General features: G+C 48.9%; 20 protein-coding genes. 18 read left to right on the forward strand and 2 right to left on the reverse strand.

What is annotated here, in order from left to right:
• Nucleotides 1-27 precede the first annotated feature (27 nt).
• The 12 genes from ACUUJN_RS04775 (at nt 28) to ACUUJN_RS04830 (ending at nt 14,048) form a co-directional block, all read left to right on the forward strand.
• Complete coding sequence (locus tag ACUUJN_RS04775; protein ID WP_484669334.1) at nt 28-1,053, forward strand: ATP-grasp domain-containing protein; 1,026 nt, start codon at nt 28-30, stop codon at nt 1,051-1,053.
• A gap of 320 nt (nt 1,054-1,373) precedes the next feature.
• Entirely contained in the window at nt 1,374-3,089 is a 1,716-nt protein-coding gene (locus ACUUJN_RS04780; protein ID WP_484669734.1) for an IucA/IucC family protein, read from the forward strand.
• A complete protein-coding gene (locus ACUUJN_RS04785) occupies nt 3,077-4,861 on the forward strand; it encodes an IucA/IucC family protein (protein ID WP_068938601.1) in 1,785 nt (594 codons plus the stop codon). The genes ACUUJN_RS04780 and ACUUJN_RS04785 overlap by 13 nt, the downstream gene beginning before the upstream one ends.
• Entirely contained in the window at nt 4,858-5,634 is a 777-nt protein-coding gene (locus ACUUJN_RS04790) for an HpcH/HpaI aldolase family protein (protein WP_068938602.1), read from the forward strand. The genes ACUUJN_RS04785 and ACUUJN_RS04790 overlap by 4 nt, the downstream gene beginning before the upstream one ends.
• Nucleotides 5,631-6,884, forward strand: coding sequence for a type III PLP-dependent enzyme (locus tag ACUUJN_RS04795; protein WP_068938603.1), 1,254 nt, complete (start codon nt 5,631-5,633; stop codon nt 6,882-6,884). Before ACUUJN_RS04790 ends, ACUUJN_RS04795 begins: the two co-directional genes overlap by 4 nt.
• Nucleotides 6,844-8,766, forward strand: a complete 1,923-nt coding sequence (locus tag ACUUJN_RS04800) for an IucA/IucC family protein (RefSeq protein ID WP_484669335.1) — start codon at nt 6,844-6,846, stop codon at nt 8,764-8,766. The genes ACUUJN_RS04795 and ACUUJN_RS04800 overlap by 41 nt, the downstream gene beginning before the upstream one ends.
• A 217-nt stretch (nt 8,767-8,983) precedes the next feature.
• Nucleotides 8,984-9,325, forward strand: coding sequence for an iron-sulfur cluster biosynthesis family protein (locus tag ACUUJN_RS04805; RefSeq protein WP_028542067.1), 342 nt, complete (start codon nt 8,984-8,986; stop codon nt 9,323-9,325).
• Between the two features lie 416 nt (nt 9,326-9,741).
• Entirely contained in the window at nt 9,742-10,299 is a 558-nt protein-coding gene (locus ACUUJN_RS04810) for an SLOG family protein (RefSeq protein WP_023987185.1), read from the forward strand.
• A gap of 157 nt (nt 10,300-10,456) precedes the next feature.
• Nucleotides 10,457-12,322 (forward strand): rhamnogalacturonan lyase, encoded by a 1,866-nt coding sequence (locus tag ACUUJN_RS04815; RefSeq protein ID WP_484669336.1) that lies wholly within the window; start codon nt 10,457-10,459, stop codon nt 12,320-12,322.
• Between the two features lie 175 nt (nt 12,323-12,497).
• Nucleotides 12,498-12,731, forward strand: coding sequence for a hypothetical protein (locus ACUUJN_RS04820; RefSeq protein ID WP_023987187.1), 234 nt, complete (start codon nt 12,498-12,500; stop codon nt 12,729-12,731).
• A gap of 111 nt (nt 12,732-12,842) precedes the next feature.
• On the forward strand, nt 12,843-13,712 hold the full coding sequence (locus ACUUJN_RS04825; protein WP_484669735.1) for a DL-endopeptidase inhibitor IseA family protein: 870 nt from the start codon (nt 12,843-12,845) through the stop codon (nt 13,710-13,712).
• A 90-nt stretch (nt 13,713-13,802) separates the two neighbouring features.
• Complete coding sequence (locus tag ACUUJN_RS04830; protein WP_023987189.1) at nt 13,803-14,048, forward strand: HPr family phosphocarrier protein; 246 nt, start codon at nt 13,803-13,805, stop codon at nt 14,046-14,048.
• Between the two features lie 76 nt (nt 14,049-14,124).
• Here ACUUJN_RS04830 and ACUUJN_RS04835 read toward each other — a convergent pair whose 3' ends face one another.
• Together ACUUJN_RS04835 and ACUUJN_RS04840 are read right to left on the reverse strand one after the other, a co-directional pair.
• Nucleotides 14,125-14,913 (reverse strand): formate/nitrite transporter family protein, encoded by a 789-nt coding sequence (locus ACUUJN_RS04835; protein WP_071559145.1) that lies wholly within the window; start codon nt 14,911-14,913, stop codon nt 14,125-14,127.
• A gap of 89 nt (nt 14,914-15,002) precedes the next feature.
• The gene (locus ACUUJN_RS04840; RefSeq protein WP_023987190.1) at nt 15,003-15,785 is read right to left on the reverse strand and encodes a Cof-type HAD-IIB family hydrolase; all 783 of its coding nucleotides are present in this window, start codon (nt 15,783-15,785) and stop codon (nt 15,003-15,005) included.
• Between the two features lie 198 nt (nt 15,786-15,983).
• Between ACUUJN_RS04840 and ACUUJN_RS04845 the strand changes: the two genes are divergently transcribed.
• The 6 genes from ACUUJN_RS04845 to ACUUJN_RS04870 all read left to right on the forward strand — a co-directional run bounded on the left by ACUUJN_RS04845 (nt 15,984) and on the right by ACUUJN_RS04870 (nt 21,207).
• Entirely contained in the window at nt 15,984-17,015 is a 1,032-nt protein-coding gene (locus ACUUJN_RS04845) for a WXG100 family type VII secretion target (protein ID WP_075153803.1), read from the forward strand.
• A gap of 516 nt (nt 17,016-17,531) precedes the next feature.
• Nucleotides 17,532-17,978 carry a tellurite resistance TerB family protein gene (locus tag ACUUJN_RS04850; RefSeq protein ID WP_071559144.1) on the forward strand — a complete coding sequence of 149 codons (447 nt, stop codon included), beginning with the start codon at nt 17,532-17,534 and terminating at the stop codon, nt 17,976-17,978.
• A gap of 28 nt (nt 17,979-18,006) precedes the next feature.
• Nucleotides 18,007-18,600 carry a TerD family protein gene (locus ACUUJN_RS04855; RefSeq protein ID WP_013308969.1) on the forward strand — a complete coding sequence of 198 codons (594 nt, stop codon included), beginning with the start codon at nt 18,007-18,009 and terminating at the stop codon, nt 18,598-18,600.
• A 47-nt stretch (nt 18,601-18,647) separates the two neighbouring features.
• Complete coding sequence (locus tag ACUUJN_RS04860) at nt 18,648-19,223, forward strand: TerD family protein (RefSeq protein WP_013308970.1); 576 nt, start codon at nt 18,648-18,650, stop codon at nt 19,221-19,223.
• 31 nt (nt 19,224-19,254) lie between these two features.
• Complete coding sequence (locus ACUUJN_RS04865; RefSeq protein WP_023987194.1) at nt 19,255-19,836, forward strand: TerD family protein; 582 nt, start codon at nt 19,255-19,257, stop codon at nt 19,834-19,836.
• Between the two features lie 102 nt (nt 19,837-19,938).
• Nucleotides 19,939-21,207: a TerD family protein gene (locus ACUUJN_RS04870; protein WP_029517566.1), complete on the forward strand. Its 1,269-nt coding sequence runs from the start codon at nt 19,939-19,941 to the stop codon at nt 21,205-21,207.
• Nucleotides 21,208-21,215: the final 8 nt, after the last annotated feature.

The raw sequence follows: 21,215 nt of genomic DNA on the forward strand, positions 1-21,215 counted from the left end.
CCTTCATTCGGTCGGGGAGGATTTTCATTGTTTCCGAAAGGAATTCATAATCTGCAAAACCGACTCATCATAAGCAAAGCAAGAGAAATGGGAATGACCTGCGAGCCACTTCTCGCAGAATGTGAAGATTTTTTGGAATTATCCTATGGGGATAAGCGCAGAGTCATTAATAAAACCAGATCGCATCGTCTACCCTTGATCGCTGGACTGCTCGCCAAGAACAAGCAGGTTTGTAATATGCTACTGCATGAGCGGGGAATGCCTGTGCCGCCGTTTATCGTTATCGAGGCAATGGGTGACAAGGCAACGCAGTTTCTGAAACTGCATCGTTCCGTTGTAGTGAAGCCGCTGGACGCAAGCGGCAGTGCAGGTGTGACACTGGACGTTCGAACAAACGAGGAACTGGAAGCGGCTATTGCCCGGGCGGGTACCCATAGTAACAGCATCATGCTGCAGCAATTCGTAACGGGTGTGGATTACAGGGTACTGGTCATTAACGGGGAAGTGGCGGCAGTAAATGAGTATCGACCTGTCTATGTAGAAGGGGACGGCACCTCAACCATACGGGCGTTGATTCGAATGTTGAATCAGCAGCGAATCCAGCATACCAGTATAGGGAAGTTCGAGGCCTTTCCCAAGATTGATGAAGACGCAGAGCCTTTGCGAAAGGTTCTGCTTGGACAGGGAATCACGCTGGAGGAGGTACCTGCGGCAGGAAGAGAGATCGAGCTATATGATCTTCGCAATTCGGCCGCCGGGAACATCAGTGAATTTTATATGGACTGTACGGAAGCGATTCTTCCTGACAATGCACAAATGGCAATTGAGGCCGCAGGAGTCCTCCGGATTGATGTGGCTGGCATTGATATCCGTTGTGAGGATATCCGCCAGCCGCTGACAAGAGATCAGGGAGGCATTCTGGAAGTCAACGCATTGCCGGACCTGACCCACCATGTCTTTCCTTTTGGGGGGACCACACGTGATGTCGTCCGGTTGTACCTGGAGTATCTTTTTCAGATGGAACATCATTTCGAAAAGTCGATTGCAGAATAAGGGCAAATCATTGCTTGTTCTGGCTGAAAGGCCCGCTTGCGTTTTGCGTTGTTCTTGCTCCTATGGTGTGATCGGTATATTCGAATGTACGTGCCTGCCCGCCGCAAGCGGTGGCATCCATCCAGCATTCCGCTGCTGGTCAGCAGTGTAGGTACTCTAGATGGATTGGTCTGCTAATGGTTCAACGGGTCAGAACACCAGCAGATACGGCCAGATGGGCGGCACTGAAAGAGATTAGTATGGGTCTCGGCTGTGCCATCCTGTGACCTTGTCCCTTGTTTTATTTATAACCCGAAAGAAGGTTGGCAACATTGTTCGAGATGGAAAACAGGCTCAGGTCTGAAGCAGAGCAGCAGGCGAATATACACTCTTGCAAGCTGCTGCTAAATTGTTATATCCGAGAGCTTTCGGTCGAGAAGGAGGGCGACATTCAGATTGATCCGAATGCGATGACGTACGCAGTTGCTTTTCAGGCCAGCGGGGTGACGATAACCGGACAATTAGCGTATTACTCGGCTATGGGAGAGCATGAGTACCGAAGCGTACAACAGCGCGGGCAAGCAGTGCATTATCAGGACCTGGTTCGCTGGATCACACGGGAGTTGAGTGAAGACACGGCGTATGGAAACAGCCGGCATGAGCAAGGCAGGTTGACCCATGCGGCTGATGTGCGTGATTTTGCGGAAAAGGTAGATAACAGCGTGAATAATCTTGCGCTGTATATCGAGCAGGCTGCTGGACTTGGCATATATGATTACTGTACTTCTGAACAGTCTCTGGTATATGGTCATCCCTTTCACCCGTTTCCGAAAAACTCCAAAGGCTTCACCGAACACGACGTACGGATGTACAGCCCAGAACTGCGTACCTCGTTCCAACTCTGTTACGTTGCTGTGAGGAAGGATGTGTACATGCAGGAATGGGTGGATGATTACACTAGGATCAATCTGCATGCCAGCCTGCACGGGCATGTGGAACAAGCTTGGGAAGCAGAGTGGGGTGAGCATGGGGATGAGTATGAACTACTGCCTATCCATCCCTGGCAGTATGCGTACGTGTTGGGCTTGTCCGAGGTCCAGCAGTATATTCTGGATAAGAAACTCATTCCGATGGGCAGCGGCGGGCCGAAGGCCTACCCGACCTCCTCGGTACGCACCGTCTATATTCCAGAGCTGAATTGCAATATCAAGCTGTCGCTAAACATGCAGATTACCAACATGATTCGCACCAATAGTGCGGAGCAGATGCGAAGGACGCTGGACGCCTCCAGGTACGTCAGGCAGCAGAATTGCTTCGGTGCAGATCAGCATACGCAGATTGCCTATGAGACAGGTGTAGCTACTTGTGACTTTCAGGAGGGAGAATTAACGAGTCTGTTTACCGTCGCATACAGACCGATTGAGTTTGACCCGGAATGTACATATGTCCTGTCGAGTCTGGTAGAAGCCCCCTTGCCGGGAATGCAATCACGACTTATGACGATGCTGGGTGGCGTACGTGCTGAAGCCGAGCGCTGGTTTGCACGTTATCTGACCTTGTCTTTGCTGCCCATTGTACGAGCGGCCGGAGAGCGAGGCATTCACTTTGAAGCTCATTTGCAAAATACTCTCGTGACGCTAAGAGACGGAATGCCTGAGGCATTTATCGTGCGTGACTTGGAAGGAGTCAGTGTCGATGAGGAGCTGATCCATGAGGTGGATACCGCTCCCTCTAGATTGTTGTTTTATCCACGGGACAAGGCTTGGGCGAGGACATCCTATTACTTTATTATCAATCATCTGGGTTCCCTCATTCATGCGATGGCAAGGGATGTGAACGTATCGGAGGAGCATTTCTGGGCAAAGGTCCGCGAAGTGCTTGTGAAGGAACTGGATCGAACTGGAAACGTGTATGTGCAGCATTTGCTGACCGCGGACAGTTTTCTGGCGAAACAAAATCTGGTGAGCTGTCTCAGGGGGATCAGTCAGACCCCGGCGTATGTGCCGGTGAGCAATATAATGAACCGAATAGGGAGTGAAGTGGCGTGGGGTTCATAGGGTACAGGGCTGAGAAAGGTCACAAGACGGCAGTATACACGGATGTACAGGAACGGATCATGCGGCAGGCGCTGGAAGCCATGTGGTTCGAGGGTATCCTTGACTGTAAGGTGGGGGAAAACGAATGGTGTACTGTGGGGCGGAGTACGTCAGGGCAGGCTGTGACATACAGCTGTGAGGCTGAGCGAAAATTTTCATTTGGCCGAGTGAAGGTGGCGAAGGGCTCGATTCGAAGAGAGGGCGTTCCCTGCACCGATCTGGATCTGTTTCTGGAGGAAATGGTACTGAACCTTCTGGAGGGTGCGAATGTGACGGCCTTCATTCAGGAATTGCTGGAGACGATGGCGAAGGACAGTCAGTGCCGGGCTTTGCTGCCTGAGAAGATTCCGGATGAAGACCTGCACTATGATGCCCTCGAAAGCCATATGAGCGATGGTCATCTCTACCATCCAAGCTACAAGTCGAGGCTTGGCTTCACCCTAAAAGACAATCTTGCTTACGGTCCAGAGTTTAACTCGGATGTGACCGTATACTGGATTGCCGTGAAAGAAGGACTTGTGCAAACGTCTCTTTCCACAGGCTACACGTCAGAACAGTTGGTGAGACAACATCTCACAGAGGAGGATATCAGCCGATTTAATCGGATACTTCAGTCGGAAGACACGGAGGGTAACCGCTATATATTCATTCCTGTTCATCCGTGGCAGTGGGAACACCAGCTGGAATCGGTGTTTGCCCGGCAACGAATGGACAGAGATATCGTTTTTCTCGGCCCTTCGGACTCAACCTATCGCGCCCAGCAGTCCATTCGTTCCCTGTCGAACCGGATGAATTCGAAGGCACCGTATCTCAAGCTGTCGCTGAGTATTACCAATACATCGAGCATACGCATTTTGGCACAGCACACGACCCAGAATGCACCGCTAATCAGCGACTGGCTGGAAGCACTCATTCGAGAGGATGAGTTGTTGCAACGGGAAGAGTTTTCCATTCTGAAAGAGATCATGGGACTCTCGCTCCGGTACGAGAATTTGCCTGCAATCCAGTATGGACGGGCGTATGGCACAATAGGGGCGATCTGGCGTGAAAATGTATCTGTTCATCTGCAAGAAGGCGAGACTGCCTGGCCCTTAAATGCACTTATGCTGGTACAGTCGAACGGGGTACCGTTTATCCAGGGTGCAGTTGAGCATCATGGCATTCAGAAGTGGAGTGAAGCGCTCGTTAGAACGGTATCGCTGCCTATTATTCATCTGCTCTATGCACACGGCATCGCGCTGGAATCGCATGCCCAGAATATCATTTTGGTGCTGGAAAATGATCTGCCGAAACGGATCATCATCAAGGACCTTCATGATGGTGTCCGCTATGTACCCGAGAAGCTGCTGAATCCAGAACGAGCCCCGAAGCTGCACCCCGAACCGGAGACCCACCGCAAGTTCAATCGGTATTCCTTTATCTACGCGGGTGACGTGTCGGAAGTCCGGGACTATACGTATGATGCGTTCTTTTTTATTTGCATGACGGATATTGCGCTGACGCTGGAGAATTTCGGTCTGACGGAAGAAGCGTTCTGGCAGCTGTGCGCGGCCACGATTGTGGACTATCAGCGAGAGCACCCGGAGTACGAGGAACGGTTCGAGTGGTTTGATCTTTTTGCCGAGGATGCGCTGATTGAAGAGATGACCAAGCGCCGCCTGTATGGGGATGGGGAACTGTATTTCCGTAAGGCCAGCAATCCGCTGAAGTTGGCGAAGGACGTTCTCGGATGAGAACCAACACGCTGAAGGAGAAAATTGAACGTAAACAGCCGGTGTTTGGCCTCTTTGTCTCTATCCCACATCCGGTCATCATTGAGATGATTGGACATGCGGAGTATGATTTTGTAATTATCGACCTGGAACATGCCGCAACGAATATGGAATCGGTGGAAGAGCTGGTTCGTGCTGCGGAGCTGGCAGGAATGACCCCGCTGGTACGCATCTCGAAGGTAGAGCGAACAGAGATTCTAAAGGTATTGGACTGCGGCGCACAAGGCATTGTCATACCTCATGTGGAACAGCGGGAGCAGGTGGAGGAAGCGGTTCGTCATGCGTATTATCATCCGCTTGGCATGCGGAGTCTGAACAGTGGGCGTCCGGGGGTATTCGGCAAGTATCCACTCACCGGGTATATTCAGGAAGCGAATGAACAGGTGATGGTTGTACCGATGATCGAAAGTGTGGAGGGCGTCCGGCAAAGTGCGAGCATTCTGTCTCATCCCCAGGTGAGCTGGGTACTAGAGGGGGCGGCAGACCTGTCGCAATCACTTGGTGTACCGTGGCAGACGGAACATCCAGACGTGCAGCGTGCGCTAGGCGCATTATACGAAGCCGCGAAGCAGTGCCAGGTACCGTATGCAACGGTGGCCAGAAGCCAGGAAGGCATGGCGTTGTGGGCCGAACGAGGGGTATACATATACGTGTTGGGCGATGACCGGAATACGGCTTTTCGGGCATACGAACAGAAACGGAATGACTATGGAAATGCGGGTGGACTGATATGAAATCAAGCGTATGGAATATGATCCATGAACTGCAAAGGGATAGTGAAGACCCGGTATGTGCTTATGTCTACGATCTGGCTGGTATTCAGGAGCAGGTCCGTCACATGCTGCACACGCTGCCCAGAGGCACACGGCTGTTCTATGCCATAAAGGCCAATCCGGATTCCCGAATTATTGAGGCTTTGCTGCCCTGGGTTCACGGGTTCGAGGTAGCTTCCATTGGCGAGTTGCTCAAGGTGAGGAGCGTAAGTAGCGAGGTTCCAATCCTGTTTGGCGGTCCAGGGAAAAAGGAGAATGAGTTGAAGCAGGCTATCGAGCATCAGGTGAGTTTCATTCATGTGGAGAGCCTGCTGGAACTGCGGCGTGTCATCGCCATTGCTACAAGGCGAGGAGAGGAAGTCCGCATTCTGCTGCGGATCAATCTGAGAAGCAGCACATTGCCACGGACCCGGATTGTAATGGGCGGTGGTCCGAGTCCATTTGGCATGGATGAGGAGAGCGTGGAGGAAGCAATCCGGGTCATTCGTGAGGAAGGCGCGGGTTCGGTGCGTTTATGCGGATTTCATTTTCACTCGTTATCGAACAATGTAGACGCAAGACTGCATGCCGAGATGATCGAGCTGTATTTGCAAAAGGTGGAGATGTGGCAGCAGGCATATGACCTGCATCTTGAAGTAATTAACGCTGGAGGCGGGTTTGGTGTCACATATGATGGTAGCCCCGGGTTCGACTGGTCCCTGTTCACATCCCTGATTGAGCGAAGTGAGGCCAGAGGGCGCCTTGCTTCACGCGGCATACAGTTGTATTTTGAGCCGGGTCGCATGCTTGTCGCTGACCACGGTTATTATGCGGCAGAGGTTACGGATATCAAAACATCGCATGGTCAGCATTTTGCCGTGTTAAGAGGAGGTACACATCATAATCGTTTGCCCGCATCATGGGGACACAACCATCCGTTTCACATTATGTCTACGGACCGTTGGGGGCATTCGTTTGCAAGACCAGAGGTACGGGACAACAAAGTTCACGTGGTCGGAGAACTGTGCACACCCAAGGATCGTATGCATTCAGATGCGGAAGTAGAGCGGCTGCGGGTAGGCGATATTGTTGTATTCGAGAAGTCGGGAGCCTATTGCTGGACCATTTCGCATCATGATTTTCTGGGCCATCCGCACCCGGCATTCCATTATTTGACGGAGGACAACAACCATGTCAACAGTGATGAAGCGTGCCAGTCTGCAAGACGCTGAGCGCCGGATTATGGAGGATCTGATCAATGCATTTCTGGCCGAGCAATTACTTCCGCTGGAAGGGCATCCGTTCATTGAACTCTCTACTTCACCAGAACCGTTCCGCCGAATGTTTCTGGGGGATGGTAATGGAGGTCCTTCGCAGAGCAGATGGGGAACGGGGAACGGAACCGACGGCAATGTCGCAGGTAAGGATAAGCAGGATGAGAATGGGGCAGGTAGACATAGTGGACAGCTTATGCTGCATCAGAAAGGGATTTTGTTTCTGGTGAAAGCAGGCAAAAGGCAGGGATATCAATGGGTACAAGGTTCACCCGTCTATGGAGAGACACCGGATGGAGGCTGGAAGCTTCTTGAATCTCCGGCAGTCGTAGGACAGGCTGTGCTTCGGATGACGCTTTCGGATGAAGCATACGCGCATCCCGGGGTTACGGAATTCTTGGCAGGCGTGAAAATAGCCACCGAGCAATTGGCACTGGGACTCCAGCAGGTACAACGTCTGAGAGAACAAGTTCCGTTCAATGCCTACGATTGGTTTATCAAGGGAGAGCAGGTTGCAGCGCTGCGAGATCGTCCATTTCACCCCACCTCCAAGGCCAAGGTGGGGTTCACAGAAGCGGATGTGACCCGGTATGCAGCGGAATTCAGGAAGGAGATCCCGCTGCGATGGGTGGCGGTGCGTTGGGATGCCGTACAACAGGGATGTAAGGAAGGATTGTCCACACTGGATGTACTGGATGAAGAACAGCGGAGCAGGCTGGAAGCAGAATTGGCCCGGAAGGGCCTGAATCTGCAAGAATACATGCCCATGCCAGTACATCCATGGCAGATGGAACATATCATCTTGCCACGTTTCAACGGAGAGATCGGGGACGGTACCATCGTTGTACTGGATATTGAATTGGGAGAGGTTCAGGCGACATCGTCCCTGCGCTCGATGGCCCCGATGGAAGAATCCACACAGATGCTCAAGCTTCCGGTCAGTGTGTTGTCTCTCGGGGCCGCCCGCTATCTCCCGGTGGTGAAGCTGCTGAATGGTCTGGCTGGGGAGAAGATGTTACGACAGGCGGTGGCCTGCGATGAATCGCTCACAGGTAAAGTGTGGCTCTGCGAGGAACGGAACTGGTGGGGATACATGCCGGAATCCATGGGATTGTTCGATGATCATCCTCGCCATCTGGCCGCCCAGATTCGCATCTATCCGCCAAAGTTGCTGGAAGAAGGTGTGCAGGTCATTCCCATGGCTGCACTTGGGGTGACGCTGGAAGGTCGCCATATGTTATCTGACCTGCTGGGCAGAGAGTTAACCAGTGAAGAGGTCATAGGATTCTACACCGATCTGACGGCGTTATTCTATGATGTGGTAATGCGGCTGTTCAAGGTAGGCGTTGTACCCGAAATTCACGGTCAGAACTGCTGCGTGGTCCTGCAGGACGGACAGGTGAACGGTCTGTTATTCCGTGACCACGACTCCGTTCGTTTGCATCAGCCATATCTGGACAAACACGGCATTGCAGACCCGGGTTATCATATCCGGCCAGGATACTCGAACAGCTTGTATAATGAGACGATCCGCAAGCTGATCTTCTATGTGCAGTCGCTGGGCACGCAGGTGAACCTGGCTGCGATTATGGAAGCGCTAAGCGAGGTGTATCCTATCCCGGAAGCGAAATTATGGGATATCACCGAGCAGGCGTGGAAGGAAGCGCTTCGGGTGGTGCCGCTTCCCGAAGCTGACCGGGCTGAGCTGTTCCAAGCGGTATTCGAGAGCAGGGAATGGCCGGTGAAGCTCATTGTCCGTCCGCTGCTTGAAGCGGACGGGGTGCCTGGGGCGATGCCATCGGGCAAAGGCACAGGTCATAATCCTTTTTACAAAGGATAGAAGTTGTGACTAGAATGTTGGTTTAGATAGATGAGAGATGACGGAGGTGACCCGGTGTAATCGGGTTGCCTTTTTATGTAAGAGTTCATTGATAGCAGTGAGTGCAGTCACATAGACACATACGAAAACATGACTATAATGAACACATAGTTAAAATTTAGTCTTTATGGAGCTGACGGCTCCAAACATCTCATTTACAAAGGAGAGAATTCATCTCATGAGCATACATTTAGAATTGGATTCCTTGTCCGTTGAAAGACTAGAATTGGCCCTTTCAGGACGACCAGGAATGTTCAAGTTGTTTTATGACACCGAGGATTGTGGATGCAATGGCGTACTCGTCATCTTGGTTGTCACTACACCGAATACAACTGATAAAGTAGTTCAGTCTGAGTCTTATTCTTTTTGGGTAGATCAGCAGCAGGAGCAGCAGTTCGATAGCAGAATGCGGCTTGAGGCAGACCCTAGTTACCCGTCATTCAAGCTAAGTAGTGATGCCGGTATATTTAGTAGCAACATTAGAATTAAAGATGTCCGCATAAAATCGTCTGAGGAGTGATAGGGAATGGAAAAAAATAATCTTACCCAATTTCAATAATATCAGGAGAACAAATTCACCAAACGCATTATTCATAAGGAAGCGTCGGTAGTCAAAGGGGATATCATTCATATCACCGGAGACGAGCATTTTGCTTATCGCAACGGCGCAGATACTACGTCCAGCCTGTATGTCGTTTTAATGAAAATACCAAGTGAGGATTATGCTCAGAATAGATAATAGGAATTCATTAGGCACCCAAAAAGCAGTTCTGAATGAACACCAAACTCCAAAAGACGATCCTGATCCAGCCCAATTGGAAGAGGTTCGTCTTTTGCGTTATATTCAATTCGTTCCTCCAAAAAACGAAGTGTTTAGTGGTCTGCTCTGAAGTGGTACAATAACCTTTATGATAATCGGAGAAGGACGTTGAGAAGATGAAAAACTTGCTTGTTTCGGGCTATCGTGCCCATGAGCTGAATATTTTCAGTCAGAAGCACGAAGGCATTCCATATATTAAAAAGGCGATTGCAGGCAGGCTTATTCCCCTGGTCGAAGAAGGGTTGGAATGGGTGATTACCCCCGGCCAATACGGGGTGGACTTGTGGGCCTGTGAGGTCGTTACTGCACTAAAACAGCAATATCCCCACCTCAAATGCTCTATTATGATGGCTTATCAAAATATGGAAGAAAAATGGAAAGAGGACAAAAAGGAATATTTTCAGCAGATTTGTGCCGAAGTTGACTATGTGGGAGTAGTCAGCCGCCAGCCTTATCAGGGAATATGGCAACTTAAGGCACGGGATGAACTCCTTTTCCGCAAAACAGACGGTTTATTGCTTGTTTACGATGAGGATGCGGGAGAGGGCAGCCCACGTTTTATGAAGGAACTTGCATTGAAAAAACAACAGGCAGAGGGCTATCAGTATATCAGCATCAGCTCGGAGGATATCCAGAGCATTGCGGATGAAGAACGATTATTCATGGACCTCTGATTTTTAAAGCATTAGCCCGGATTTTTGAACAAAAAGGACGTATTCGTCCCTTTACATTTATGTAAGCGCTATCATAAAATTTAAATAACAATAACTTATCAGTAACATAAAATAAATCTATTGAAAATACAAACCATGAAAGGAGCTAATGATTCAGATGAACAAAAGGTTTCGGTATACTGCGTTGCTCTGTCTCGGTGTAATGTTGAGTGGAGTGGTCACCCCGATGGATAGCCAGGTCTCTGCTGCCTCTACGAGGCAAATGGAAAAGCTAAGCCGGGGAGCTGTCGCTGTAAAGGTGCCTGAGGGTGTACTGGTGAGCTGGCGCTTGCTGGGCACGGAAGCGGATTCGGTCGGCTTTAATTTGTACAGAGGGACAAGTAAGGTAAACGATGCGCCGATTACATCGAGAACCAACTTTTTGGACAAGGCAGGTACGACCTCATCTTCGTATACCGTTCGTGCCGTGGTCAATGGAGCAGAGCAGGCTGCTTCTCCTGCGGTGAAGGTATGGAACAACAACTACCTGGATGTTCCGATCCAGCAGCCCGCAGGAGGCACAACTCCGGATAATGTGAACTACACATACCATGCCAATGATGCCAGCGTAGGGGATCTGGATGGGGATGGCGAGTATGAGATTGTGTTAAAATGGGACCCTTCCAATGCCAAGGATAATTCGCAATCCGGTTATACGGGAAATGTATTTTTGGATGGCTACGAGCTGGATGGAACACGCAAATGGCGGATCGACCTGGGACGGAACATACGGGCTGGAGCTCACTACACGCAATTTCTCGTCTACGATTTTGATGGAGATGGTAAAGCAGAGATCGTATGTAAAACAGCAGACGGCACGGTAGATGGTGTAGGTGTAAAGATTGGGGACGCTTCGGCTGATCATCGAAACACGAGCGGATATATTTTGAAAGGTCCTGAGTTTCTAACTGTGTTCTCAGGTGATACAGGCAAGGCTCTTAGTACGATTGACTACGTGCCACCGCGCGGAACGGTATCGAGCTGGGGAGATAATTATGGTAACCGTGTGGATCGTTTTCTCGCCGGGGTTGCTTATCTGGATGGCGTGAGACCCAGCATAGTGATGGCACGTGGTTATTACACCCGCACCGTTCTGGTCGCATATGATTGGCGGAACGGTAACCTGAGCCGACGCTGGACCTTTGACAGCAACAGCTCCACCAATGCGGGGACGGCTGGACAGGGGAACCACAGTTTGAGCGTGGCGGATGTGGATGGAGATGATAAGGATGAGATCGTGTATGGCTCGCTGGTTGTAGACGATAACGGAGCGAAGCTGGCTAACACGGGGATGGGACATGGAGATGCACTTCATGTTGGCGATCTGGACCCCGACCGTTCAGGTTATGAAGTGTTCAAGGTGAACGAGGACAAAAATGCCACCTACGGAGCTGCCATGTACGACCCGCGTAATGGAAATATTTTATGGGGCGTAAAAACAGGCAAGGATACCGGAAGAGGCATGTCAGCAGACATTGACCCGCGGACCAAAGGGAACGAGCAGTGGGCACCGGGTATTGGTTTGCGTTCAGCCAAGGGGCAGCTCATCACCAACACGCTACCGTCTTCCATTAATTTTGGCATCTGGTGGGATGGGGATCTCCTCCGTGAACTGCTGGATCATACCTCATCAAGCGCTGGGAAAATAGACAAGTGGAACTATACGAACTCGACTACTTCCAACTTGCTTACGGCAACAGGAACGAGTTCCAATAACGGAACCAAAGGAACGCCGTCCTTGCAGGCCGATCTGTTCGGTGACTGGCGTGAGGAAGTCATTTGGCGCAAAAGTGATAATTCGGCGCTGCGGATCTACACAACACCATACGAGTCAGAACATCGATTCTATACGCTTATGCATGATCCAGTGTATCGCCTGAGTGTTGCCTGGCAGAACGTAGCTTATAATCAGCCGCCGCACACCGGGTTTTATCTCGGAGAAGGGATGTCCAAGCCCCAGCAGCCGAATATATATACTCCTTGATATGTCGTTCGACAGTGGTCTGAAAGCAGGTAGAATGAACAAAAACAGAGAGGGCTCCTGGCTAATTGGAGCTCTTTTTGTCATGAGAGCCCAAAAGATAACGTATGATTTTCATAAAAATGGGAACATTAGTTCTTATCGATGGAACATATGTATGAAAAAGGAGGCAGAATCTGTGAGTTCTTTAACGACTGAAGGCATGATCGAGCTCGTAACTAATGTCGGATTCCCTGCTGCATTGAGTCTGATTCTGTTAAAATACATCCTCGTCACTTTGAGTCGCAGATTGGAGGAGCTGGACCGATCTGTTAAGCAACTGTCGCTATCCTTGGAAGAGATGGAGGCAAAGCAGTTGAAACAATCAGAACAGCCGTCCCCGGCAAATACGGACAAACTTCGTGCAGAATGAACAAAAAAAGGCAAATAGAAACAATTTAGCAACCCAATCGAGAAGCGAAATTCTTATAATAGAAACGTGTGCAGTTTATGCAGACATATGATTATGGAGGTGTATATGAGTATGAAAATAAATACGAAGCTATCCGCGCTGTGCATTGCGGCCACACTTATGAGCGTGGCACAGGCCGCCGCTGCCGCGCCCGCCGTGACCGCTCCAGCGGAAGCGACGCAACCGAGCGTGGCCAATCCGGCTGCAGCCGTCCCAGCCCAGGTGCCAGCACCAGCAGCGTCTGCATCGGCTACGATGCCAGCCCCGGCGCAAGCGCCATCGGTTCCAGCAGCCTCGACCCCGGCTGCAGCCGCAGGTTCTGCTAAAGCCGCTACACCAGTAGCTCCGTCTGCACCAGCACAGCGTCCATCTACATCGGTAGCACCAGCGGCTGCTCCGTCCGTACCGTCGACTGTGAAGCCGTCTAAGCCGCAACAGCCGTCCACTTCGGCGCCAGCAGCCGCGGCTACCAGCGTGAAACCGACGCAGCTGGACAAGCTGAACCACGAGAGTGCGGTTCCGCTAGTGCTGGAGGCGCAGTCTCGTTATCAGTATGCGATTAGTGGTGGCAGCCCGGTAGGTGAGTCGTTCCAGTTGAACGGTAAAAGCTACCGCTATCTGTCCGAGGACATCGGCACGAAGACCAAATTGATCAGCTATCTGACGCAGGCTTACACAAAGCAGGCCAGTGAGCAATTTGTCGGTAAATTTTTCGTTGAAGTTAACGGCAGATTAGCTCAGTTGAACGCAGATGGTGGCAATTTGCTAGAGTTCAGCCGGGCTACGGCGAAAATGGTAACCATGACTCCGGTGAAGCGCAGCTACCTGCTAACCGTGCCTTATCCGGCAGAAACCAAGCAGCCGAATGCGAAAATCACCGTGAATTTTGAAAAGGTCGGCAGCTACTGGAAAATCAGCTCCGCGCCGCATGTCATTTTCTAAATTAGGATTTTGCAACAGGCTTCATATGGGGTAAAGTGATGTTAAGGCTTGTTTCGTAAGCCCCAATTCAATACAGGGGAGTGCTGTGCAATGATGACACCCATCAAGGTAAAAGACGTGAAGGATATTGAAAAAATCAATCAAATCGTTTCGAATTATACCTATGACATCTGGATTCATGGCAAAAGCGGCATGGCAGATGCCAAATCCATTTTAGGCATGTATGTGCTGAAGCTGGATGAGCCGCTAACTCTGGTTGTACCTGACAATGTTAATCCCAAGAAGCTGTTCAAGGAGTTGGAGGAGTTTATCCATTTTCCTGCTCAAGAAGGATAAAAGGCAAGAAAGCATCTGCTCTATTACTAAAATAACGCAAAGAAGCCGTGGAACCTAAGTCCCACGGCTTCTTTTTTTAGTGTTCTTCCTCGTCCAAAAACGGGAGATTCACCGAATAGTACATAACCCCCATAAGCAGCACGCCACCAACCAGATTTCCGAGCGTAACCGGAACGAGATTATGGATCACACCAGCGATAGAAACCGTACCCGGATGATCCAACACGAGCGCAATGGCGAAAGTACACATATTAGCCACACTATGCTCATATCCCGAAATGAAAAAGCAGAACACAAACAGCATCATGGCAAACATCTTTGCGCCATTTTCCTTCATAAACATTGGAACAAAAAAGGCAAGACAGACCAGCCAATTACACAAAATAGCTCGGAAGAATAGCTGCATTGCAGGCGCTTCCATTTTATGCTCAACCACGTTCAGTAGAAAGCTGTTCACGCTGGAGGAGTCAAACAGCCCGGTCAAGTAAATAAGGAGTGCAAATACCCCTGCACCCAGCAAATTACCTCCATAGCTGGCAGCCCATAATCGAAGCACCTGCCCCCAGCGCAGCTTTTTACGGAGAGCAGCATACGTGTAATAGAAGGTGTTACCTGTAAACAAATCCCCGCCGCCGTAAGCGATCAGAATGATGGCCGCTCCGAACGTGAGTGCCGCCATGGGATAAGTGAATGGAGAATGCTCCATGTAAAAAAAGTTGCCCGTCTTGAAGGCTACAATAACGCCGAACCCGATGAACATACTCGCCAGCATGGAACGTGCCAAATACCGGAGTAGGCTCTGCTTATAAATTTTGTACTTCTTCATGGCTAGCTGTTCGACATTGCGTAAGCCTTCCGTCTCCATATTTAAGGACAACCTCCTATTTTCTCATATGTAAGTCTTTAAACAGACTTTATTTTTCCCGAAACATGCCCAGTCTATCAGCAATCCTACTAGCTTAACAAGCCAAGCTTTTGCAGTCCGTACAAAATACCGTCTTCATCTGCGCGTTTTGTGACCATTTTAGCTGCGGCTTTGGCTTCATCACAGCCGTTGCCCATCGCGACGCTGTTATGTATAGCTGTCAGCATCTCCACATCATTTAAGCCATCGCCAAAGGCGTATTGATTTTCATCGGCAATGCCCAGTCTGGATGTAATTTCGCGAATGCCCTTCGCTTTGGAGCCAGCATGAGGAACAACGTCCACAGAACTCGGATGCCAGCGCACAAAGTCAAACGCCTTGAATACCGCTTCATAGAAAGGCTCTTCTTCTGCTGTACACATCAACAGCGTCTGATAAATATCTCTTCCCTGGAAATAGAGCGGGTCGTATCCAACTGAAATCTTGGCCTTAAGCGTTTGGACTGATCTCTCCACAAGCTCATCGTTAGGAATATTGGCCTTCATGTCCATATGATCCATATATACGAGAGCATGATTATGTGTGAGGGCCAGATCGGTCATCGCTTGCAAGGCTTCTCTGTTCAACGGATTGGTAGCGACCACTTCCCCGCGAAGCACGACATATTGCCCATTAAAGCTGACGTAGGAGTCAATTTCCAACTGCTCGCGGATATCTTTGAACATAAAAGGCGCACGGCCTGTTGCGATGGCCACCTCATGTCCCAGCTCTTTCAAAGCAAAGACGGCCTTTTCTGCCGTTAACGGCATTTTCTTGTCATCGTCCAGTAATGTACCGTCGATATCGAAAAAGATAATTTTTTTGTCTGACATGTCCCTACACCTGACTTTCAATAATGTATTGTCGAAATAAACTCATATGGATTCATTATATCAAAGGAACTGCTTCTGAATACACAAATACGTATAAATCCTCATGAATGTCCGACCTCTATAGCTTACAATATGAAATAAGGATTACTGTAAAATATAATTTCTATCTCCTATTTTCATAGATGGGATGTGATCACCATGACAAAAATCCAAGTCACACCGGAGCAGCTGGACAGCGTGGCCTCCCAATTTGCCAATGCCCACGGCACACTGTATAACCAGTTAAACGGCCTGGATAGCACAATGAACCGCCTTCACAGCCAGTGGGATGGTATGGAGAGGAATCGTTTTTATAATGACTATCGTACGGCTAAATATACACTTTCTTCTGTATTAAATAAGGTTCAATCCATTGAAATTGAGCTGAAAAGCATCGCTTCGAAGTTTAGAAATGCGGATGGTGAAAGCACACGTGGCTTCTGGACAGCCCTAGCAGCGGCAATGAACGCTAGTGCAGCGCTGGCAGGCAGTGGAGAGGCTGGAGATGCTGGTGGAGAAATTGCCAAGCAGCCCAAAAACATAGATGAATGGGATCAGGCAGACGCGGATAAATATCATCAATATGAGGAACTGCTGAAAAACGCCGAGGCCATCGGCGACAAGCAGGTTATGCAGAAAATTCACGACCAGATGAATGTCCTGCGGCTGCAATATGAGGACTCAGTTCCCCGTACAGATTACAATACAGGAGAGACCTCCAAGATCACATCCGATTCCCTTGTCGCCGTCACCGAACTGACAGGTAAAGACGGAAGCAAAACGGATATATCTATCGATAAAAAAGGGAATGTTGTGAGTTATGAGCAAAATACGGATAAATACGATTACTGGGTCCAAAAGCATACCCAATCAGCCGGAGAGCACGCTCTAGGTAAAACGGCCCAGACCGTCACCGGATATGGAATAGGTCTTATTTTGTCGCGCGGGGCTGGAGTTAGTGGGGCAGGTTCGGGCATCGGTTCTGGCGCAGCCTCCGGGTGGGGGGAACACGTCGTCGGCATTGGTGGCGGCATGCTCAGTGACAAAGTACTCTTCTCTGTACCCGATGAGGGCGAAACCCGTACCATGATCTACCGAACGAATAAAGAAACCGGACATATTGAAAATATGATCATCGTCACCAAAGGTGAGAATGAAATGGAGTATCGCTATTGGGAGGATTATAACTAGGTCTTGAGCTGTGAACGATAATAGCGTGAATAGGAGTATCTATAAAATCTACAGTCTTTTTTTCTGGAACAGGTGAGCAGCAGGTGGAAACTGTAAACTCGCTAGCTGGAGAAGTCTGTAGATTTTTTGGTTACCAATTTTTTCGGAAAACCGATATATTAAATAGATAGAATACATATCCAAAGAGAAGTGAAAATTAAGTAGAACTAAATTTATAGATGGATAAACCGTGGATTATGGTCAAAGGCACAGTGCTTCTGTTGAAATTGGAAGGCTGTGCCTTTCTATCAACTCTACCATTTCACAGACTTGCAATTGGGGTACCAAATGATGGATGATGGAAGAGAGGGTTTTATGTAGAAATAGGGCTAAAGATAGAGAGGATACCAATAATAAATAGATCGGATTTACCGTATTTTTGTATATTATTGTAGAAAAAGATCGTAATTCAGGTTATAGTAAAGGAAGAAATTAACTAGGATACCTTTACCCAAATACGTAATTGTGGAGGGAAACATGAGTACATTTAAAAATTGGTTGAATACAACTAAAAAAGGACTTGGAGACCAAGTTAAGAAGTTTAAGAATAAAGATTTTATGGAAGCTGTTGTTGCAGGCTGTGCGTTAGTAGCATTTGCTGACGGTACGATTAGTCCGGAAGAGAAAACAAAAATGGCCGGATACATAAATATCAGTGAAGAGTTGAAAGTGTTTGATATGGGTGAGGTCATCAACCGTTTCAATCACTATGTAGCGAACTTTGAATTTTCACCTGAAATCGGTAAACAGGAAGCACTGAAGGCGATTGGTAAATTGAAAGGTAAGCCTGAAGTAGGCCGAATCGTCGTTGGCGTATGTAGCGCTATTGGCGCAGCTGATGGTGACTTTGATGCAAATGAGCAGCGAATTGTGGCTGAGATTTGCGGCGCGCTTGGTTTGAATCCGTCTGAATTTAGTCTGTAAATTTTACGGAAGGGAGGTGTGTTAATCAGTGGCTGTAATTAATCTGGTCAAGGGCCAGAAAATTGATTTGACCAAGGGAAACACAGGACTAACCAAGGTTATAGCAGGATTGGGATGGGACCCTGTACAGTCCAAAGGATTTTTTGGCTTCAAGAAGCAACCCAATATTGATTGTGACGCTTCTGCCATTTTGCTGGACGCCAACGGAAAACTGACTCAGTCAGATAACGTAGTGTGTTTCCACAATAAAAAAAGTCCATGTGGCTCTGTCGTGCATTCCGGTGATAATTTGACCGGACAAGGCGACGGTGATGATGAACAAATTGCGATTGACCTGGCACGTATTCCTGCCAATGTCGACAAAGTGCTTGTTGTTGTGAATATATATGATTGCGTAAACCGGAAACAGGACTTCGGCATGATCGAGAAAGCGTATATCCGCATTCTGGACGGTGCTAATTCCAAGGAACTGGTGACGTTTAATTTATCTGATAATTATGAAGGGCTGACCGCACTGGTCTGTGGAGAACTCTATCGTCATAACAACGAATGGAAGTTTGCTGCAATCGGTGAAGGAACCCATGCCGTACATATTGATGTGCTGGCTCAGCGTTATATGTAATTTTAGGTTGCTCATACAAAACTTAATGTGAAAAGGGGTTCTTACTCATGGCAATTAACTTATCCAAAGGTCAAAAAATCGATTTGACGAAAACAAATCCAGGTTTGTCCAAAATCACAGTTGGTCTCGGTTGGGACACAAACAAATACGATGGCGGTAAAGATTTTGACTTGGACGTATCCGTATTTTTGGCTAATGCGGAAGGTAAAGTAGAATCCGATAAGAACTTTGTCTTTTTTAATAACCCACAAAATGAGAACGGCTCTGTCGTTCATACAGGGGATAACCGCACAGGTGATGGCGACGGAGATGACGAGCAAATTAAAATTGATCTGGGTAGCGTGCCAGCTAACGTTGAAAAGATCGCTTTTACGATTACAATCTATGAAGCACAAGAACGCAGCCAAAACTTTGGACAAGTGTCCCGTGCTTACGCTCGTATCGTAAACGAAGCAAACAATGAAGAATTGGTCCGCTTTGATCTGGGAGAAGATTTCTCGATCGAAACAGGCGTTGTTGTAGGCGAACTGTATCGTCATAGCGGTGAGTGGAAGTTCAATGCCATTGGTAGCGGCTACCAAGATGGTCTTGCAGGATTGACGCGCGATTACGGTTTGGCGTAAAAAATCTATACAAAGAAAGCAGGTATGCGGAATGACCATTAGCCTTTCCAAAGGACAGCGTATTGATCTGACCAAAACGAATCCCGGCTTGACTCGTGTCGTTGTAGGTCTTGGATGGGATACGAATAAATACAGTGGTGGCGCGGACTTTGACCTGGATGCTTCGGCTTTCCTACTTTATGAAGACGGTAAAGCCAAAGCTGCGGATGATTTTGTATTTTACAACAACCCGACAGGCGGAGCAGGATCGGTTACTCATACAGGCGATAACCGTACAGGTGAGGGCGATGGGGATGACGAGCAAATCATCGTTGATTTCTCGAAGATTCCTGCGAACATCCACCGTATCGGGATCACGGTTACCATTTATGATTACGAGGCACGCGCGCAAAACTTTGGTCAAGTGTCCAATGCTTTTGTACGTGTGGTAGATGCGGCAACGGATCGTGAAGTGCTGCGCTACGATTTGGGAGAAGATTTTTCTACCGAAACGGCCGTCGTATTCTGTGAATTTTACCGTCAGAATGCAGACTGGAAATTCCAGGCTATCGGTAGTGGCTTTGCTGGTGGATTGGGTGCGCTTGCTAAAAACTATGGCTTGGACGCTCAATAATATCCACTTGGGGTGGTGTCCATAGGGCGCTACCCTTTCTTTTTAAGCTATTACATTAGCGTACGCTGACACATGACAAACGGACAGAAAGGTGACACAATCATGGCTGTTATCGTAGTAAAGGGACAGAAGGCGGATTTGACGAAAACAAATCCGGGCCTGACCCATGTCAACGTAGGGATTGGCTGGGAGTCGCCAGCGTCTCTGGAGCTGGATACTTCGGCATTTTTGCTGGGTCCTGGAGGAAAAGTATCGGGCGATGAGGACTTAATTTTTTATAACAATCCGACCACGCCCTTTATCACCTATTCAGACGGACAACAGTCCGGTGACAAAAAGCAATTTGCCCTTGATCTGACGCGAATTCCTGCAAACATCGAGAAGATTGCGTTTACGCTGACGATTTATGATGCGGATCAGAAACGGCAAAATTTTGGACAGGTTCAAGGTGGGTTCATTCGTTTTGCTCATCCGGTTAGCGGAGAGGTTTTGCGGTTTAATTTGGACAGTGGATTTACAGTGGAAACGGCGATTGTCATTGGGGAACTGTATCGTCATAACGGGGAATGGAAATTCAACGCGATTGGCGCAGGTTTTTCCGGTGGATTGGATGCGTTGTGCGTTAATTTTGGGATTGAAGTGGAAAACAATCCGGCTCCTCCCACGCCAGTGCCTACACCTCCGTCTCCAGCGCCTCGACCAGCACCAACGCCGCCACCAGTACCACCTGCTCCGAAGCCAGAGCCATCTGCAACACCGGTGAATCTGAATCTGCGGAAAATTGAGCTGAAGAAGAAGGGCGACACCATCAACCTGAAAAAAGGCTCAGGCGGATTGGGTGAAATCCTGATCAATCTGAACTGGAATCAGGTGCAGCAAAGCAAGGGCTTTTTCAATCGCGGCTCCAAGGGTGTCGATCTGGATCTGGGCTGCTTGTATGAGATGAAGAACGGAGATAAAGGCGTTGTGCAGGCGCTCGGGGAAGTTTTCGGTTCTCTAAATCGCTTCCCGTACATTGCTCTGGATGGCGACGACCGTACAGGCTCTGTGAAAACAGGGGAAAATCTTCGCATTAATGGTGCTAAAATTTCTGAAATTAAGCGAATTTTGGTGTTCACCTTCATCTATGAAGGAGTCACGAACTGGTCACAAGCGGACGGGGTAGTCACGCTGTACCAGAAGGATGGGCCGGACATTATCGTTCACATGAATGAACATGACAATCGCAAAGGGATGTGTGCGATTGCCATGATTCAAAATGTAAACGATGAAACGTTCAGCATTGAAAGACTCGTGCAGTTCTATGGCGGTCATCGTGAGTTGGATCGGGCCTATAACTGGGGCATGCGCTGGTCGCAGGGTAGCAAATAAATTGAATT

The organism is Paenibacillus sp. LRG-1 (genome assembly GCF_057220305.1).

What these genes read in the sequence shown, in the direction of transcription:
- ACUUJN_RS04780 (WP_484669734.1), top strand. Translation starts at nt 1,374, where the DNA reads ATGGAAAACAGGCTCAGGTCTGAAGCAGAGCAGCAGGCGAATATACAC.
- ACUUJN_RS04790 (WP_068938602.1), top strand. Translation starts at nt 4,858, where the DNA reads ATGAGAACCAACACGCTGAAGGAGAAAATTGAACGTAAACAGCCGGTG.
- ACUUJN_RS04795 (WP_068938603.1), top strand. Translation starts at nt 5,631, where the DNA reads ATGAAATCAAGCGTATGGAATATGATCCATGAACTGCAAAGGGATAGT.
- ACUUJN_RS04800 (WP_484669335.1), top strand. Translation starts at nt 6,844, where the DNA reads ATGTCAACAGTGATGAAGCGTGCCAGTCTGCAAGACGCTGAGCGCCGG.
- ACUUJN_RS04805 (WP_028542067.1), top strand. Translation starts at nt 8,984, where the DNA reads ATGAGCATACATTTAGAATTGGATTCCTTGTCCGTTGAAAGACTAGAA.
- ACUUJN_RS04810 (WP_023987185.1), top strand. Translation starts at nt 9,742, where the DNA reads ATGAAAAACTTGCTTGTTTCGGGCTATCGTGCCCATGAGCTGAATATT.
- ACUUJN_RS04815 (WP_484669336.1), top strand. Translation starts at nt 10,457, where the DNA reads ATGAACAAAAGGTTTCGGTATACTGCGTTGCTCTGTCTCGGTGTAATG.
- ACUUJN_RS04825 (WP_484669735.1), top strand. Translation starts at nt 12,843, where the DNA reads ATGAAAATAAATACGAAGCTATCCGCGCTGTGCATTGCGGCCACACTT.
- ACUUJN_RS04830 (WP_023987189.1), top strand. Translation starts at nt 13,803, where the DNA reads ATGATGACACCCATCAAGGTAAAAGACGTGAAGGATATTGAAAAAATC.
- ACUUJN_RS04835 (WP_071559145.1), bottom strand. Translation starts at nt 14,913, where the DNA reads ATGGAGACGGAAGGCTTACGCAATGTCGAACAGCTAGCCATGAAGAAG.
- ACUUJN_RS04840 (WP_023987190.1), bottom strand. Translation starts at nt 15,785, where the DNA reads ATGTCAGACAAAAAAATTATCTTTTTCGATATCGACGGTACATTACTG.
- ACUUJN_RS04845 (WP_075153803.1), top strand. Translation starts at nt 15,984, where the DNA reads ATGACAAAAATCCAAGTCACACCGGAGCAGCTGGACAGCGTGGCCTCC.
- ACUUJN_RS04850 (WP_071559144.1), top strand. Translation starts at nt 17,532, where the DNA reads ATGAGTACATTTAAAAATTGGTTGAATACAACTAAAAAAGGACTTGGA.
- ACUUJN_RS04860 (WP_013308970.1), top strand. Translation starts at nt 18,648, where the DNA reads ATGGCAATTAACTTATCCAAAGGTCAAAAAATCGATTTGACGAAAACA.
- ACUUJN_RS04865 (WP_023987194.1), top strand. Translation starts at nt 19,255, where the DNA reads ATGACCATTAGCCTTTCCAAAGGACAGCGTATTGATCTGACCAAAACG.
- ACUUJN_RS04870 (WP_029517566.1), top strand. Translation starts at nt 19,939, where the DNA reads ATGGCTGTTATCGTAGTAAAGGGACAGAAGGCGGATTTGACGAAAACA.